This window comes from Mesorhizobium ciceri biovar biserrulae WSM1271 (genome assembly GCF_000185905.1).
Classification (GTDB): domain Bacteria; phylum Pseudomonadota; class Alphaproteobacteria; order Rhizobiales; family Rhizobiaceae; genus Mesorhizobium; species Mesorhizobium ciceri.
In genome coordinates, this window is sequence record NC_014923.1 from 2,164,654 (window position 1) to 2,181,198 (window position 16,545).

Below are 16,545 nucleotides of genomic sequence, written 5' to 3' on the forward strand. Positions count from 1 at the left end.
CCTCCCTGGTTCTTTGATGGCGTTCAGCTCAGCTTGCCGATCATGCCTTTGACGAACCAGTTCATGCCGCGAACATCGTCATCGGCCAGGACGGAGCCTGCAGCGACCTTGAGGTTGCCGGCCTGGTCCTTCAACTCGCCGCCATAGGGGTGCACCTTGCCGCTGCCGATGTCGGCCTCGAGCTGCTTCAGCTTGGCCTTGGTGTCGGCCGGTATGCCGTCATTGTAGGGCGCCATCTTCACGACGCCCGCTGCCAGTCCATCCCAGCGCACTTCCGGCTTCCAGGTGCCGGCGGCGACGGCCTTGGCGGCGCCGACATAGTCGCTGGTCCAGTCGAGGACAAAGGACGTCAGCTGTTTGCCCGAAGCGAACTTGGCCATGTCGCTGGCGTAGCCGATCGACCAGGCGCCGCCTTCACCCGCGACCTGGACGCCCGTCGCCGTGTCGGTCATCGAGCAGATGACATCGCAGCCTTGCGAAAGCAGCGTCTTAGCGGCCTCCTTCTCCTTGCCCGGATCGAACCAGGAATTGAGGAAGATGGCGTTGCACGTGGCGTTCGGATTGACGCTTTGCGCACCGAGCAGCAGCGCGTTGGCCGGGCCGACGATATCCGGAATCGGAAAGCCGCCGATGAAACCAATCTTGCCCGATTTCGACATGTAGCCGCCGGCCGCGCCGGCGACGAAAGTGCCCTCGTAATATTTGGCTTCAAAGGTACCCAGATTGGCAAGGTGGACGATGCCGGAGCAATGTTCGAAAGCCACCTTGGGGAACCGCGGCGCCACTTTCTGCATGGGCGTTCCGTGCGAAAAGCTGGTGCCGAAGATCAGTTTGTTGCCGGCGCTGGCCAGCTCGCGGAAAATGCGCTCCGCATCCTGCGGCATGAAGATGTTGTCGATGACGGTGAGTTCGGCCTTGTCGCCGAACGCGGCTTTGATCGCCTCGACGCCAAGGCTGTGCTGCTTGGTCCAGCCGATTTCGGCGATCGGCGAGACGTAGACGACGCCGATCTTGAGCACCTCTTGAGCCTTGGCGACCGTGCTCAGCCCTCCAGCACCGAGCGCAGCACCCAGCGCACCGCTGTATTTCAGGAATCCGCGTCTTGTCAGGTCGTTCATGTCGGTAACCCTCTGTTGGTTTTTTTGGTTGATGCCCGGCTTGTCGATGCCCGGTCTTTGTTAGGGAGATGGACGTGCGCGTGCACCGCGCCGTCGCCATTCCCGGATGGTTTTGCCTGCCTCAATCCAGCCGATATCGTCGCTCCGTCGGCCTTGCCGTCGAGATAGGGTGCGAGCGCTTCGGCAGGCGTCATCTCCGGAAACACCTCGCGATCCATGATGTAGCCGCGCACCACGGTGCGGTGATGCGTGTCGATCAGGTCCATGGCCTGTTTCAGGCGGCCCTTTTCCAGGAGGTCGACGACCCTCGAATGATCGTCGAGCAGATTGCAATAGTCGAAATCGGCTGAAATGAGCGAGCGCAGCAACGTCGTGCGGCGCACGAGCTGGGCATGGATTTCCTGCATCACCTTGTTGCGGCTAAGGCGCACGAACACCGTGTGGAATTCCTGGCCGAGCACGTCGGCCAGCGCATCGTTGCCGGCGGCGACTGCCTGGCGCTGGCGTTCGACATGCTGGCGCAGCTCGGCCCATCCGGCGGGGCCAAGGCGATCGCTGAGCTGGGCCGCCACCCCCTGTTCGACAAGGGTCAGCGCGTCGTAAATCTCCATTGCCTCCTGCATGCTTGGCCTGGCGACGAAGGCGCCGCGGTTGCGCTCGATCTGTGCCAGCCCGTCATCGGCGAGCCGTATCAGGGCCTGACGCACCACGATGCGGCTGACATCGAATATCTCGGCAAGCTCGCGCTCGCCGAGCTTGCAGCCGGGCACCAGCCGATGGTCGATGATGGCGCGGGTCAGCGTGTCCGCGATCGTCTGGGAGCGGCTGCTCAAGGCACGGTTCTCCGCCTTTGCGACGACATGATCAGCAGGCTTTCCATGATGAAGACATGACGCTTCGGGATGTGCCATATCCCAGGTTCAGGTTTTCCATATCGGAATTCAATCATCATAGTCTGTCAACACAAAAAATGATTTTGGCTGACAAAAAATCATTGATTGGTATCCAATCTTGTGATTTCGTCATTGCGAAACGTCAGGCTAGGTTCGTGGTGAAGGGCTAGCCGAGTTGGGAGGGATGCCGATGGCAACCCATTGCGTCGACCGCGAGCTTCTGAACGACTGGCATATCGTCGCTGACCAGGAATCGCTCAGCCAGGATGTGCCCTTTTCGACCCGCCTGCTTGGGGTCGATCTCGTCGTTCGAAAACATTCAAACAAGATCGAAGTCGTTCGCAACGATACCGGCGACGTGTTGAAGAGCGCCGAGCGCTATGGCTTCGTCTGGACCTGTCTGGACAAACCCTGGCGCGACATCATCTACATCCCCGAGGCCAACGAGGCGGATCGACATCTGGTCAGCGGCGGCTCGATCGCGGTCAAGGTGTCGGGCCTTCGCGCCGTCGAGAATTTTCTCGACATGGGGCATTTCCCCTTCATCCACACAGGCTGGCTCGGCGAGGAGCCGCATACCGAGGTCGTGCCTTACAAGGTGGAAATCACGCCCCAGGACGAGGTGCTGGCGACCGAATGCAAATTCTACCAGCCCATCGCGTCGCCGACCGCGAAGGAAGGGTTCGTCGTCGAGTACATCTACAAGGTGATCCGGCCCTATACGGTGGCGCTCTACAAGAGCAATCCGATCCAGAAGGGGAGGCTGGATGTCATCACGCTGTTCGTGCAGCCGGTCGACGAGGAGAACTGCGTCGCGCATCCCTATCTCTGCTACCTCAAGGAGGGCATGGACGCGGCGACGGTGCGCAGTTTCATGCAATTGATCTTCGCGCAGGACAAGCCGATCCTGGAAAATCAGGTCCCCAAGCGCCTGCCGCTCGATCCGCGCGCCGAGACGCCGATCCGCGCCGATGCCGTCTCGGTTTCCTATCGGCGCTGGCTGCGTGACAGGGCGGTCACCTATGGTGCGATACCGGCACAGATCTGATGACGTCCGAGGGTATTTGAAGGGATAACATGATGACGAAATGCGCTGATCCCGTGATCCTCAATCTCTGGCATCCCGTGGGCGCCATCGCGGAAGCTGCTCCCGGCGCCGTCCAGGAGACCGTTCTGCTCGAGGAGCGCCTCAGCTTTGCGGTGGACGCGGATGGCGAGCCCGTCGTCTGGCGCTCGCGTCCCGATGTGCAAAGGGCTGACCATATTCCACCCGCCGACAGGCTGCCTGCAATAAGCGCCTATGGCTATGTCTGGACTTCGCTCGGGTCGCCGCCGGCCGAGCTGTTCCCGATCCCCGAATATCAAGAGCCGGACCGCCGCAAGCTCAATGCGGCAACGTTCGGCGTCAACGTCTCGGCGCCGCGCGCCATCGAGAACTTTCTCGACATGGGCCACTTCCCCTATGTGCATACCGACATACTCGGCGTCGAGCCGCATACCGAAGTCAAGGAATACGACGTCGAGATCTCCGTCGATCGCGACGAGATCCTGGCCACGCGCTGCCGCTTCTTCCAGCCGATGGCGTCGACGGCGTCCGATGGCGGCGCCGACGTCGACTACGTCTATCGCGTGCCGCATCCCTATTGCTCGGTGCTCTATAAATCGAGCCCGGTCGACGAGACCCGGCGCGATGTCATCGCCGTCTTCCTGCAGCCGGTCGACCAGGAGCATGTGCGCGCCCACATGCTGCTTTGCGTGCTCGACGAAGACAATGAAGACAAGGTGATCAAGCGTTTCCAGCAGACGATCTTCGGCCAGGACAAGCCGATCCTGGAAAACCAGGTGCCGAAGCGCCTGCCGCTCGATCCGCGCGCCGAGACGCCGATCCGCGCTGACAAGTCGGCCATCGCCTACCGGCGCTGGCTCAGCCAGAAGGGCGTGACCTACGGGGTCATCCCGGCTGCAGCCTGACAGACATTTTGGAGACGATTGATGTTGGAAGAAGCCAGAAGCCGGTGGCATCCGATCGCCGCTGCCCATGATTTGCCGTTTCGCCACGTTTTCCACGGCCAGTTGCTCGGCCGGGAATTCGCCGTGTGGCGGGCCGATGACGGTTACGTCAACATCTGGGAGAACCGCTGCCTGCATCGCGGCGTCAGGCTGTCGATCGGCATCAATGACGGGCGCGAACTGAAATGCCAGTATCACGGCTGGCGTTATTCGAACCGCACCGCTGGCTGCACCTATATCCCGGCTCATCCGGCCGATGCACCCGCCCGCACCATCACCAACCGCACTTTTCCGGCGGTCGAACGTTATGGCTTGGTCTGGTCCTCGGAAGAGCCGCGCGGGGAGGTGCCTGAGATTGCCGGCCTCGCCGAAGGCAAGCTCCTCGCCTTGCGCGGCATCGCGGTCAACGCGCCGGCCGACAAGGTCGTCGAGAGGCTGAGAGCCTATCGCTTTCAACCCAACGGAGCGATCGATGGCGAGGGCGCCGACATTCTCGTCGAAGCCGCCCAGGATTTCGCTGTGGCGCTTCGCTCGCGAGCCAGCAGCGCCGAGACGCAGGGCGTTTTCTTCGTGCAGCCGGTCGATTCCAACCGTTCGGTGATCCGCGGCGTGCTCGATCAGGAGGCCGAGGGCGCCGCGCGCATTGCCATTCTGCGTCACCACAATGAGCGGCTTTCCAAGCTGCGCGACGAGGTCGAGCGCGACGTGGCGAACGCGCCGGCGCCGGCGCCGCTCGAGCCGGTCTACGAACGGGTCTCGGCCGAACTCGCCGAAATGCCTGAGGTGACCACGCATGGCCGCAAGGCTGCGCTGCGTGTCAGCGTGGCCAGAAAATGGCAGGCCGCTGACGGGATCGCGGGCTTCGAGCTTCGTCCGATCAAGGGCATCCTGCCGACGTTCCAGCCTGGAGCCCATATCGACGTCCACATGCCCAATGGCGAGATCAGGCAGTATTCGATCACCAACGGTCCTGGTGAAACCGACAGCTTCACCATCGGCGTCAAGCTGGAACGGGACTCCAAGGGTGGCTCGAAATGCATGCATGAGACGGTGCGAGAGGGCGACGTGCTGGCGATTTCCGAGCCACGCAACAACTTCCCGCTGCGCCGCGATGCGATCAAGACGCTGTTCGTCGCCGGCGGCATCGGCATCACGCCGCTGCTCGCCATGGCGCAGGCGCTGAAGAACCAGGAGCTTGCGCACGAGCTGCATTATTTCGCGCAAGGCGAGGAACACCTCGCCTTTGCCGATCGGCTGAAGCATCTCGGCGATGCGCTGAAGCCGCATCTCGGCCTCTCGCCCGACGCGACCGGCGCCGAGCTTCGACAACTCCTCGCCGGTTATCGCAATGGCATGCATCTCTACATCTGCGGCCCGGGACCGATGCTGGAAGCCGCGCGCAAGATCGCGGCCGAGCAGGGCTGGCCGGATAGCGCCGTCCATTTCGAGTACTTCAAGAACACCAACAAGATCGACGACAGTTCGAGCTTCGAGGTCGCGCTGGCGCGCTCCTGCGTCACGCTTCAGGTGCCGGCGGGCAAGACGATCATGCAGGTCATGCGCGAAAGCGGCATCGATGTTCCGTCGTCTTGCGAGCAAGGCGCCTGCGGCACTTGCGTGGCGACGTTGATCGAGGGCGAACCGGACCATCAGGACGTCTACCTCAACGATGCCGAGAGGAAGGCCGGAACCAAGATCATGACCTGCGTTTCGCGCGCCAAATCGGCACGCCTCGTGCTGGACATCTAACTGTTTGTTTTACGCAATTCCGGACGGAAAACCGTTACACACGTTTCCTGGAATTGCTTTAGGAGCCGCCGATGATCACGCTTTACGACTACGAACTGTCGGGCAATTGCTACAAGCTGCGGCTGCAGATGAGTTTTCTCGGCATCGACTACAAGACCGTGCCGGTCGACTTCTACCCTGGCCGCGAACACAAGTCGGAATGGTTCCTGAAACTCAATCCGCTTGGCCAGCTGCCGGTGATCGAGGATGAAGGGCTGATCTTGCGCGACGCCCAAGCGATCCTTGTCTATCTCGCCTCGAAATACGATCCGTCGGGCACCTGGTATCCGCGGGACAATCCCGCTCTGCTGGGCGAGATCAGCCAGTGGCTGGCCTTTGCAGACGGTATCACTTCGACGGCGTCGGCCGCCCGCCTGCACGATGCGCTGTTTTATGACTTCGATATCGACGCCGCGCGCGCCGGCGCGCATCGCCTTTTCCGTATCCTCGACGAGCATCTGTGGTTCGGCGAACAGCAGGGCCGCAACTGGATCTGTTCGGCCAGTCACCCGACCATCGCCGACATCGCCTGTTTTCCTTACATCATCCTGTCGGAGGAAGGCGGTGTTCCGCGCCAGGACTATCCGGCTATTCGGCGCTGGTGCGACCGTGTCAAGCGCATCAAGGGGTTTACGGTGATGTCGGGCGTGTTCCCCGCCGGTCCTGGCAAGATCGCTGCTTAGTCTGACTACGCAGGGCAGCAGCCACGGCTTCGGCCAAAGAAAATTTTGGGAGAGAAGAAGTATGAAAACCCGCGCCGCTGTCGCTGTTGCCGCCGGAAAGCCGCTGGAGATCATGGAGGTCGACCTCGAGGGTCCGCGCGAGGGCGAAGTGCTGGTCGAGATCAAGGCGACAGGCATTTGCCACACCGACGAATTCACATTGTCGGGCGCCGATCCGGAAGGTCTGTTTCCGGCCATCCTCGGCCATGAGGGTGCCGGCGTCGTCGTCGATGTCGGCAAGGGTGTCACCTCGCTCAAGAAGGGCGACCACGTCATCCCGCTCTATACGCCCGAATGCCGCCAGTGCCCGTCCTGCCTGTCGAGGAAGACGAACCTCTGCACGGCGATCCGCGCCACGCAGGGCCAGGGCCTTATGCCCGATGGTTCGTCGCGCTTCTCGATCGGCAAGGACAAGATCTTTCACTATATGGGCTGCTCGACCTTCTCCAACTTCACCGTGCTGCCCGAGATCGCGCTGGCCAAGGTCAATCCGGACGCGCCCTTCGACAAGATCTGCTACATCGGCTGCGGCGTCACCACCGGTATTGGTGCCGTGATCAACACCGCCAAGGTCGAGATCGGCGCCACCGCGGTCGTCTTCGGCCTCGGCGGCATCGGCCTCAACGTCATCCAGGGCCTGAAGCTTGCCGGCGCCGACATGATCATCGGCGTCGATTTGAACAACGACAAGAAGGAGTGGGGCGAGCGCTTCGGCATGACGCATTTCGTCAATCCGAAGGAGATCGACGGCGATGTCGTGCCCTACCTCGTCAACATGACCAAGCGTGGCGCCGACCAGATCGGCGGCGCCGACTACACATTCGACTGCACGGGCAGCACCAAGGTGATGCGTCAGGCGCTCGAAGCCTCGCATCGCGGCTGGGGCAAGTCGGTGGTCATCGGCGTTGCCGGCGCCGGCCAGGAGATCTCGACCAGGCCGTTCCAGCTGGTCACCGGCCGCACCTGGATGGGCACCGCCTTCGGCGGCGCGCGCGGCCGCACCGATGTGCCGAAGATCGTCGACTGGTACATGGACGGCAAGATCCAGATCGACCCGATGATCACCCACACGCTCAAGCTCGAGGACATCAACAAGGGTTTCGATCTCATGCATGCCGGGGAGAGCATTCGCAGCGTCGTGGTTTACTGACCGGCTCACACGACACGCCCGCGTCGAAGGCTCTGTGTTCCCAAAATACCGTGCCTCCCCGACATCGGGCGTTAGGCCGGCGGCGCGACTGACATTCCGGATGTCCGCGCCGCCGGTCGGTTCGACCCCACCTGATCCGCCCGGGTTGCCGCGATCATGGTCGATGCCGTAGACACCGGCCCATTGGCGTTTGAAATCCGTGGAGAGGGAATATGCCGGAACCCATGAAGACCATCTCCCAGGCAAAATCCCATGGCGGAGTGCAGGGCATCTATTCGCACCTGTCGACGAGTTGCTGCTGCGACATGACGTTTGCCGTTTTCGTGCCTCCACAGGCCCGGGAAACGCCTCGCCCCGTGGTGTGGTATTTGTCGGGACTGACCTGCACCCATCAAAATGTCATGGACAAAGGCGAATACAGGCGCATGGCCGCCGAACTTGGCCTGATCGTCGTCTGTCCAGACACCAGTCCGCGCGGCGCCGACATCCCTGATGACAAGGACAATTGGCAGTTTGGCGGCGGCGCCGGCTTTTATCTTGATGCAACGCAGGAGCGTTATGCGAAGAACTACCGGATGTATTCCTACCTCGTCGAGGAACTACCCACGCTGATCGCCGCTAATTTTCCGGCAGACATGTCGCGCCAAGCCATAACGGGCCATTCGATGGGCGGACACGGCGCGCTGACGATTGCTTTGAAAAACCCGCAGCGGTTCAGGAGTTGCTCGGCATTTGCGCCGATCGTGCAGCCAAGCGCTGCCGGCTGGTCAAGGCCGGCTTTCGAAAAATATCTCGGCACGGATGAGGCCTCGTGGCGGGCCTACGACGCTACTTCGCTTGTTGAAGACGGGCGCCGCTTCCCGGAATTTCTCGTCGATCAGGGAACATCGGACGGGTTCCTGAATGACGGGCTGAGACCCTGGCTTTTGGAGGCGGCCTGCGCCAAAGCCGGCATTCCGCTGACGTTGCGCATGCAGGACGGATACGACCATTCGTATTTCTTCATTTCGACATTCATGGACGACCATTTGAGATGGCATGCGGAACGGCTTGCGTAGGTCGAGGTCCGAGCGATGCAATCGGATTAATCCTCGTCCAAGCGAGGAACGCGTTACTCTTTCTCGTCTCTACCGGGGCGAGGAACACGATGGCGCCGCATTGAAATTATTGAACAATTTCAACCGGAAGCGCTACCAACGCGTATAAATTTTTAGCCATTTCAATGGTTAACTGGATTTTGGTAGCGGGAGAGGGACTTGAACCCCCGACCCCAGGATTATGATTCCCGTGCTCTAACCAACTGAGCTACCCCGCCAGGGCGGCGAAAGGCCCGAAATCCGCCTCAAATCGAAAGGCATGTCGGGGGCGTTCGCCAAGGTCGCGCGGATATAAGGTTGGGAAGGTGAGCCTGTCAAGCTTCGAAGCAACCGGCTTGCCGGCTTATCGTCATTATCGAAAAGCTTTGCCGCGGCGACATTTGGTTGTCGCCGCCGGGGTTGAGTTCGAAGGGGCACGTCGCTATGTCTCGGCCACGAGTTTTTAGAGTTTGAAACAGATGAAGCCGCGCATAGCAGTCCTCGGTTGCGGATACTGGGGCAGCAACCACATCCGCACTCTCAAGGCGCTCGGCGCGCTGCACGCGGTCTCCGATACCAACCGGGCCCGCGCGGAAGGCTTTGCCAGCGAGCAGGACTGCCTGGCGATCGAGCCGGACCAGCTGTTCGTCCGTGACGATATCGACGCCATCGTCATGGCGCTGCCGCCGCAGTTCCATGCCGACCTTGCGGTACGTGCCGTCGAGAACGGCAAGGACGTGCTGGTGGAAAAGCCGATCGCGCTGACGGTGGCGGATGCCGAGCGTGCGGTGCAGGCGGCCAAGGACAATGGCCGCGTCTTCATGGTTGGCCATGTCCTGCGGTTCCACCCCGCCTTCGAGACGCTGAAGGGGCTGATCGACAAGGGCGAGCTTGGCGAAGTCCGCTACATCCACTCTCACCGGCTCGGCCTCGGCAAGTTCCACACAGAGAACGACGCGCTGTGGGACCTGGCGCCGCACGATCTGTCGATGATCCTGGCGATCACCGGCACAGAGCCGATCGAGGTGCGCGGCGAGGGGGCCGCCCTGCTCGACAATCTCAGCGACTTCGCGCATCTGCACATGCGCTTCCCCAACGGCCTGCGCAGCCATCTTTTCACCTCGCGTCTCAATCCCTATCGCGAGCGGCGGCTGACCGTGGTCGGCACCAAGGCAATGGCGGTGTTCGACGACGTCGAGCCATGGGAACGCAAGCTGGCCGTCTACCGCCACGCGGTGTGGCAGGACAGCGGCCAATGGGCCTTCACCACCAATGAGCCGTCCTATGTCGCGGTTGCCCAGGGCATGCCGCTGACGCGCGAGCTGGAGCATTTCATCCAGTGCATCGAGACGCGTGCCGAACCGCGTACCAGCGGCGAGGAAGCGATCAGGGTGCTGCGCATCCTGACCGCCGGCACGGTCACCCACACCAAGTCGAATTCCTGAAGCGCGGATTATTCGGCAGGAAACTTATTCGGCAAGAATCTTATTCCGCGGGAATCTTATTCCGCGGGAATCTGGGCCGGCCGGGCGGCAAGCCGGGTCAGCATGGCCTCGGCCTCGGCGCCACGCTCCGAACGCTCGATGAAGCCGCCGCCGAACACGCGGGCCTCGTTGCCGTCATCGGAGTAGAGCACGCAGGCCTGGCCCGGCGCGATGCCGGACTCGCCGTCGACCAGCTCCACCCATGTGGCACCGGCACGATGATGCAGCACGGCCGGGCGCGGCGGCCGCGTCGAGCGGACCTTGGCGAACAGTTCCAGGCCGCCGGCAGGGACGTCTGTGAGCGGTCCGTCGCCCAGCCAGTTCATATTGCGCAGATAGATCTTGTGCGTCTCCAGCGCCTCGCGCGGGCCAACCACGACGCGAGCCCGGTCGGCATCGAGATGGACGACGTAAAGCGGCTCGCCGGAAGCGATGCCGATGCCGCGGCGCTGGCCGATCGTGTAGCGCAGGATGCCCTCATGGCGGCCGAGCACGCGGCCGTCGATGTGGACGATGTCGCCCGGATTGGCCGCAGTTGGCTTCAGCTTGGCGATGATGTCGGAATACTTGCCCTGCGGCACGAAGCAGATGTCCTGGCTGTCCTGCTTGGCGGCAACCGCCAGCCCCATCTCCTCGGCGATGGCGCGAACCTGAGGCTTCGACAGGCCGCCGAGGGGAAAGCGCAGATAATCGATCTGCGCCTGCGTGGTGGCGAACAGGAAGTAGCTCTGGTCACGGTCGGCGTCGACCGGACGGTAGAGCGCGCGCTGGGCGCCATTGGCGCCGGAACGGATGTAGTGGCCGGTGGCCAGCGCGTCGGCGCCGAGCTCCTTGGCGGTGGCCAGGAGGTCGGCGAACTTCACCGTCTGGTTGCAGGAAACGCACGGGATCGGCGTCTCGCCGGCGACGTAGCTTTCGGCGAAGGGATCGATGACCGCCTTGCGGAAGCGTTCCTCGTAGTCGAGCACATAATGGGGGATGCCGAGCGTCTCGGAGACACGGCGGGCATCGTCGATGTCCTGCCCCGCGCAGCATGAGCCGGCCCGGTGCGTCGCCGCGCCGTGGTCGTAGAGCTGCAAGGTGACGCCGACGACGTCGTAGCCCTCGCGTTTCAGCAGGCCGGCGACGACCGATGAATCGACACCGCCGGACATGGCGACGACGATGCGGGTGTTTTCGGGACGTCCGGGAAGATCGAGACTGTTCATGATGCTTTCGTTCTGCGCGGCGCCTCAATGCCAATGTCGAGAATATAGGTCAAGCTTTACCGGCGCGCCAGCGTGCAGGGCGATTCACCGTTTGTGGCCGATCTTCGCCAATGGATGCATTTTCCCCCGGCAAATCAGGGTTTGCGGGCAGATGTTTCAAATGCCGGCGAAAAGACTAACGCGGCGTTCATGATCCTTACCTAGTCATTAGGGTCTGCTTAGGCAATTTTTAAAGCTGTGGCGGTAACGTGGCGGGGATTGGGTCTTTGAGTTTTTTGTAGAGAGTACGATGACCGATCTGGTTAGACCGAGAGTCAAATATGTTATCGGGCCTGACGGCAGCCCTCTTACGATTGCCGATCTGCCGCCGACCAATACACGTCGCTGGGTTATCCGGCGTAAGGCGGAAGTGGTTGCGGCCGTGCGCGGCGGGCTTTTGAGCCTGGACGAGGCATGCCAACGCTACAAGCTCACCACCGAGGAATTCCTGTCCTGGCAGGCGTCGATCGACGAATACGGCCTTGCCGGGCTGCGCACGACACGCATCCAGCAATACCGGCACTGATCATTGCGAATTTAGATGAAGGGCGCGGCTAACCCCGCGCCCTTCTGTTTTTCACGGTCACCGTTCCGCTCAGAGCGACAGCACAACCTTGCCGATCGGCTTGGTGGCAAGGAAGGCGTGAGCGGCCCCCGCCTGGTCCAGTGGGAAGCTCTTCGCCACATGGACGGTGAGCTTGTGGGCATCAATCAACCGAGCCAGTTCCAGCAGGCCCTCCCTGTCGGGCACGACCGACATACGCTCGACCCGAATATCGCGCGCACTGGCCTGCGCCCTGGTGTCGTTGCTGACATCAAGCAATGACACCAGCACGCCGCCACGCTTGAGCACCTTCAGTGAGCGTTGGGCGTGGTCGCCGCCCATTGGATCCAGCACCAGATCGATGTCGCGAACATGTTCGGTGAAATCGCCCTTGGTGTAGTCGATGACCTCGTCGGCGCCGAGGTTCCGGACGAAATCGAGCTTGCCCGGGCTGGCCGTGGCGACGACGTGGGCGCCGCGCGCCTTGGCGATCTGCACCGCCAGATGACCGACGCCGCCGGCTCCCGCATGCACCAATACGCGCTGCCCCGATTTCAGCCCGCCGTGGCCAACAAGCCCTTGCCAGGCGGTGAGGCCGGCCAGCGGCAAGGCGCCTGCCTCGAGGTGGCCCGCGCCCTTCGGCTTCAGTGTGATTTGATCGGCAGGTACGGCAACCAACTCGGCATAGGCGGCGGCCTGCTTGGGAAAGCGCGGCATCCCGAACACCTCGTCGCCGATCTTGAAGCCGGTGACGCCGGCGCCGAGTGCTTCGACAGTTCCCGAGATATCCCAACCCAGGATGAAGGGCGGCTCGCCGAGCAAGGGGTAGTAGCCGGCACGGACGGCGCCATCGACCGGATTGATGCCCGCGGCCTTGACACCGACCAGCACTTCGCCGGCCTCTGGCGTGGGATCGGGCTGATCGGCGATGACAAGGACGTCGGGTCCGCCGACGGAATTCTGGATAGCGGCACGCATTGAGATGTCTCCTACTCGGTTGATGCCACTATCATTTGGATAGTAATAGTCCCTTGTCCAGTATGTACCTTTCTGATACATACGCACCTCATGGATAGTGAAGATGATTGCGGTTTCGGCTATGACGCGTTCCGGCGAACGTGTCCTTCGCACACGGTGCTGGAGATGCTGGCCAGCAAATGGGTCTATCTGGTGGTTTGCGCGCTGCGCAAAGGCCGGCTGCGCAATGGCGAGCTTGCCCGGAAGCTTGACGGCATCACGCCGAAGATGCTGACGCAGACGCTGCGCGTGCTCGAGCGCGACGGATTGGTACGGCGCGAGATCTTTCCGGTCATTCCGCCGCGGGTCGAATATGAATTGACCGAGCTCGGTCAGAACCTGGCGGGACTGCTTACCCAGATCAGGTCATGGGCGGAGCAGCATGCGCCGGATATCAAGGATGCCCGTGCAAGGGCAATTGCCGAGAATGAAGGGGATTGGGCCGCGTAGGGCGGTTTTCAATTTTTCTGGGCGTATTCCCGCCGGGCCGCAAGCCGCGACAATGCGCCAGCCCGATGGCGAGCGTTGACGTCGCCAAGGGCAGGGTTTTAGCCGATCATGGCGCTGCGGCCACCGACTTCGGCTTCGCGGATCTTCGTGTCGCGCGATTCCAGCATTTCCGCTTTGGAAAGCTCCGCTTCAGCTTCGCCGAGTAATGATTCGGCGGCGCTTCGCTGCTGGGCGAGGTCGCTTTGGGAATTCCTGAGATTGTCGCGGCGCAGGCGAGCCGCCTTGGCGAAGGTCGGATAGGCGAAATGGTTGATGTCGGTGATGCCGGCCTTCTTTTCCTCGGCGGTAATCTGAAGCTCCAGCTCGACGGCCATGCGTTCGAACTCGGCGATCATCATGTCGAGCTGCAGCAGCTGCCGCCGCTTCTCATTCACCTGAAACTGTTTCAGCCGAACGAGGTTTTCACGTGACTTCATGATTCGGTACTCCCGGAAACGCACACCCGCACTTATCGTCCAAACCACCTGGAAACGCCCAGGCCGCACCCGTGTCCACCGGCTTTCCCCCAACTATGGGAAACAAAACCCTAAAGTTTTTTGCCGGCGGTAACCATTCGTTTACGGGCATTGTTAATCATACGGGTCAGGACTTAAGGCCGGGTAAAAATTCCGGCCACCGATGCGGAAGCGACGTCGATGAGTCCCTGGAGTCGCTTAGTCCAGGTTGTTAATGTGTTGCATTAGGAATTTGGTTCTGAGATTCGTTATTAGATTCAAGAGGGTGTAGAAAGAGGTTAAAAAATCTGGTACCGTCATGGACGGGAAATTAGGATTTGTTAACCATTCAATGGCAGCCTCTGCACAAGGCAACCACTGCTCCGGGTCCGGACGGGTCGTGAAATGGTCCGGCAGCAGAAAAGGGGAATAAAATGCGTGTTCTGCTGATAGAAGATGACAGTGCAACCGCACAAAGCATCGAACTGATGCTGAAATCGGAAAGTTTCAACGTCTACACGACCGATCTCGGTGAAGAGGGTGTCGATCTAGGCAAGCTCTACGACTACGATATCATTCTTCTCGACCTCAACCTGCCTGACATGTCAGGCTACGAGGTCTTGAGAACGCTTCGCCTTTCCAAGGTCAAAACACCTATTCTCATCCTCTCCGGCATGGCCGGCATCGAGGACAAGGTGCGCGGCCTCGGCTTCGGCGCAGACGACTACATGACCAAGCCATTCCACAAGGACGAGCTGGTTGCCCGCATTCATGCCATCGTGCGGCGCTCCAAGGGCCACGCCCAGTCGGTCATCACCACCGGCGACCTGGTGGTCAACCTCGATGCCAAGACAGTCGAAGTGGGTGGCCAGCGCGTGCACCTGACCGGCAAGGAATACCAGATGCTGGAGTTGCTCTCGCTACGCAAGGGCACCACGTTGACCAAGGAAATGTTCCTCAACCACCTCTATGGCGGCATGGACGAGCCTGAGCTGAAAATCATCGACGTCTTCATCTGCAAGCTCCGCAAAAAGCTCGACGCGGCATCGGGCGGTCAGAACTACATCGAAACGGTCTGGGGTCGCGGCTATGTGCTGCGCGAACCGGAAGACATTCGCGTCAGCGCCTGAGCGACGAATCGTTCGAATCTTTTCAATAAAAAACCCGGCTTCGGCCGGGTTTTTGCATGATGGGCTGGTAACGGTCTGCTTTTGGGCTTCCGAGCAGAAGACCGTCACGCACTTTTTCTGGAGTTGCTCAAGGATGCCGAATCAGATGCGCTCTTCAAGGTGCGAAAGCGCTCGAGCAGCTGCGGGCGGTTGAACGGCTTCAAGAGATAGCCCTGGGCGCCGGCTCGCTTGGCCCGCATGATCGAAGCAATATCGAGCTCGACCAGGGAAATCAGGATCTGCGGCCTTATCGGGCTCTCCATGGCGCGGACGCGACGGATGAGATCGACCGCCGGTACGTCGGGCAAGGCGCCATCGACGACGATGATGTCGGGCATGTCCGCGGCGCACATCTCCAGCGCGTCAAGTCCGCTGGCGGCCTCGATGACAATCATTTCGGAGCCGCCAAGGATGCGTTTTGCAACCTTCCTGATAACGCTTGAATCGTCGACGAACATGCAGCGTTTCATTTCCGGGTCCTCTTTGCCTTCTGGCAGTCCGGTAGCGTCGGGGGCATCCAGGACGCACCATAGGCCAATCTGGTAAAGAAGCCGAAAAGGCGTTAGGTAAAATTTTTACAAAGATGGGCAGGTGCCTACTTTTATTCACGAATGCTTTGGCACCGCCTGAACGACCAGCGCATCTCAAGTCGATGAGCTGGAATTACAGCTTTAAATGAAAAAATACTTCGCTTTATCGGCTGCGCATCAGGCCGCCGAAAGCACGATTTCTTCCGGCGTCGCGTGGATCGCTATCGTCATGCCGGCTTCGCGCGCCAGGAGCAGCGTGTAATAGGGCTGCACGGAATGCGCGTCGATCGGCTCCTCCGGCTTGTGGCCGGAATGCAGTTCGAGGAATTTCGGCGGCACCCGCAGCATCGGGCCAGCCGACGTAAGCGCGAAACGCGGTTCGGTCTCAAGGTTTTCCAGCGTCACGGAAAGCTTGCCGCCGCGCGGAATGGCGGCATTGGCGACGAGGATCAGGTTGAGCAGCAGCTTGACCTTGTTCTTGGGCAGCAACGCGCGGGGCCCGTTCCAGGTCAGTTCCGGCTTTTCGTTCTTGAGGAAGGCGATGGCGACCGCTTCGGCATCGCCGGTATCGATCAACATACCGGCCGAACCGGCGGCACCGAAGGCGATGCGGGCGAACTGAAGGCGGGCCGAAGCGTTGCGGGCGCTCTGACGGATCAGCTTCATGGCGTCCTCATCGGCGCCGCCTTCATCAAGCAATTCGAGCCCGTTGTTGATCGCGCCGACCGGCGAGATGATATCGTGGCAGACCCGGCTGCACAAAAGCGCTGCCAGATCGGGTGCGGAAAGGGTGAACAGATCGGCCATCGGCGAAAAATCCCTGCAAAATCTCACAACTCATGGCCGGGCGATC

17 protein-coding genes and 1 tRNA gene are annotated in these 16,545 nt (G+C 61.2%); 10 read left to right on the forward strand and 8 right to left on the reverse strand.

All coding sequences use genetic code 11. The features are described from left to right. Positions 1 to 23: 23 nt before the first annotated feature. Both MESCI_RS10325 and MESCI_RS10330 read right to left on the reverse strand, forming a co-directional pair. Positions 24 to 1,118, reverse strand: coding sequence for a BMP family ABC transporter substrate-binding protein (locus MESCI_RS10325; protein ID WP_013529894.1), 1,095 nt, complete (start codon positions 1,116 to 1,118; stop codon positions 24 to 26). Then, on the reverse strand, positions 1,115 to 1,951 hold the full coding sequence (locus MESCI_RS10330; protein WP_013529895.1) for a GntR family transcriptional regulator: 837 nt from the start codon (positions 1,949 to 1,951) through the stop codon (positions 1,115 to 1,117). The genes MESCI_RS10325 and MESCI_RS10330 overlap by 4 nt, the downstream gene beginning before the upstream one ends. Positions 1,952 to 2,201: 250 nt before the next feature. Here MESCI_RS10330 and MESCI_RS10335 point away from each other — a divergent pair, with 250 nt between their 5' ends. The 6 genes from MESCI_RS10335 to fghA all read left to right on the forward strand — a co-directional run bounded on the left by MESCI_RS10335 (position 2,202) and on the right by fghA (position 8,739). Next, a complete protein-coding gene (locus tag MESCI_RS10335; protein WP_013529896.1) occupies positions 2,202 to 3,059 on the forward strand; it encodes an aromatic ring-hydroxylating oxygenase subunit alpha in 858 nt (285 codons plus the stop codon). Positions 3,060 to 3,088: 29 nt separating this feature from the next. Further along, positions 3,089 to 3,982: an aromatic ring-hydroxylating oxygenase subunit alpha gene (locus tag MESCI_RS10340; RefSeq protein WP_013529897.1), complete on the forward strand. Its 894-nt coding sequence runs from the start codon at positions 3,089 to 3,091 to the stop codon at positions 3,980 to 3,982. A 21-nt stretch (positions 3,983 to 4,003) separates the two neighbouring features. Beyond that, positions 4,004 to 5,770, forward strand: coding sequence for a Rieske 2Fe-2S domain-containing protein (locus tag MESCI_RS10345; RefSeq protein WP_013529898.1), 1,767 nt, complete (start codon positions 4,004 to 4,006; stop codon positions 5,768 to 5,770). A 71-nt stretch (positions 5,771 to 5,841) separates the two neighbouring features. Further along, positions 5,842 to 6,492, forward strand: coding sequence for a glutathione S-transferase family protein (locus MESCI_RS10350; protein ID WP_013529899.1), 651 nt, complete (start codon positions 5,842 to 5,844; stop codon positions 6,490 to 6,492). Positions 6,493 to 6,553: 61 nt separating this feature from the next. Next, positions 6,554 to 7,681, forward strand: coding sequence for an S-(hydroxymethyl)glutathione dehydrogenase/class III alcohol dehydrogenase (locus MESCI_RS10355; RefSeq protein ID WP_013529900.1), 1,128 nt, complete (start codon positions 6,554 to 6,556; stop codon positions 7,679 to 7,681). Positions 7,682 to 7,893: 212 nt separating this feature from the next. Next, positions 7,894 to 8,739, forward strand: a complete 846-nt coding sequence (fghA, locus tag MESCI_RS10360; RefSeq protein WP_013529901.1) for an S-formylglutathione hydrolase — start codon at positions 7,894 to 7,896, stop codon at positions 8,737 to 8,739. Between the two features lie 180 nt (positions 8,740 to 8,919). On the opposite strand, the gene MESCI_RS10365 is transcribed toward fghA, so the two are convergent. Next, positions 8,920 to 8,996 (reverse strand) — tRNA-Met (locus MESCI_RS10365). A gap of 240 nt (positions 8,997 to 9,236) precedes the next feature. On the opposite strand from MESCI_RS10365, the gene MESCI_RS10370 reads away from it, so the two are divergent. Then, complete coding sequence (locus MESCI_RS10370) at positions 9,237 to 10,202, forward strand: Gfo/Idh/MocA family protein (RefSeq protein ID WP_013529902.1); 966 nt, start codon at positions 9,237 to 9,239, stop codon at positions 10,200 to 10,202. A gap of 56 nt (positions 10,203 to 10,258) precedes the next feature. On the opposite strand, the gene mnmA is transcribed toward MESCI_RS10370, so the two are convergent. Beyond that, positions 10,259 to 11,449 (reverse strand): tRNA 2-thiouridine(34) synthase MnmA, encoded by a 1,191-nt coding sequence (gene mnmA / locus MESCI_RS10375; protein ID WP_013529903.1) that lies wholly within the window; start codon positions 11,447 to 11,449, stop codon positions 10,259 to 10,261. A gap of 289 nt (positions 11,450 to 11,738) precedes the next feature. Here mnmA and sciP point away from each other — a divergent pair, with 289 nt between their 5' ends. Further along, positions 11,739 to 12,014 (forward strand): CtrA inhibitor SciP, encoded by a 276-nt coding sequence (sciP, locus tag MESCI_RS10380; RefSeq protein ID WP_013529904.1) that lies wholly within the window; start codon positions 11,739 to 11,741, stop codon positions 12,012 to 12,014. A 69-nt stretch (positions 12,015 to 12,083) separates the two neighbouring features. Here sciP and MESCI_RS10385 read toward each other — a convergent pair whose 3' ends face one another. Then, positions 12,084 to 13,010, reverse strand: a complete 927-nt coding sequence (locus MESCI_RS10385) for an NADP-dependent oxidoreductase (protein ID WP_013529905.1) — start codon at positions 13,008 to 13,010, stop codon at positions 12,084 to 12,086. A 90-nt stretch (positions 13,011 to 13,100) separates the two neighbouring features. Here MESCI_RS10385 and MESCI_RS10390 point away from each other — a divergent pair, with 90 nt between their 5' ends. Beyond that, positions 13,101 to 13,499, forward strand: a complete 399-nt coding sequence (locus MESCI_RS10390; RefSeq protein WP_013529906.1) for a winged helix-turn-helix transcriptional regulator — start codon at positions 13,101 to 13,103, stop codon at positions 13,497 to 13,499. A 98-nt stretch (positions 13,500 to 13,597) separates the two neighbouring features. On the opposite strand, the gene MESCI_RS10395 is transcribed toward MESCI_RS10390, so the two are convergent. Further along, on the reverse strand, positions 13,598 to 13,975 hold the full coding sequence (locus MESCI_RS10395; RefSeq protein ID WP_013529907.1) for a flagellar export protein FliJ: 378 nt from the start codon (positions 13,973 to 13,975) through the stop codon (positions 13,598 to 13,600). Positions 13,976 to 14,427: 452 nt separating this feature from the next. Here MESCI_RS10395 and ctrA point away from each other — a divergent pair, with 452 nt between their 5' ends. Continuing rightward, positions 14,428 to 15,123: a response regulator transcription factor CtrA gene (gene ctrA, locus MESCI_RS10400; protein ID WP_006203583.1), complete on the forward strand. Its 696-nt coding sequence runs from the start codon at positions 14,428 to 14,430 to the stop codon at positions 15,121 to 15,123. A gap of 104 nt (positions 15,124 to 15,227) precedes the next feature. Here ctrA and MESCI_RS10405 read toward each other — a convergent pair whose 3' ends face one another. Both MESCI_RS10405 and chpT read right to left on the reverse strand, forming a co-directional pair. Beyond that, a complete protein-coding gene (locus MESCI_RS10405; protein ID WP_013529908.1) occupies positions 15,228 to 15,632 on the reverse strand; it encodes a response regulator in 405 nt (134 codons plus the stop codon). Between the two features lie 237 nt (positions 15,633 to 15,869). Beyond that, entirely contained in the window at positions 15,870 to 16,499 is a 630-nt protein-coding gene (gene chpT, locus MESCI_RS10410; RefSeq protein ID WP_013529909.1) for a histidine phosphotransferase ChpT, read from the reverse strand. Between the last annotated feature and the right edge of the window lie 46 nt (positions 16,500 to 16,545).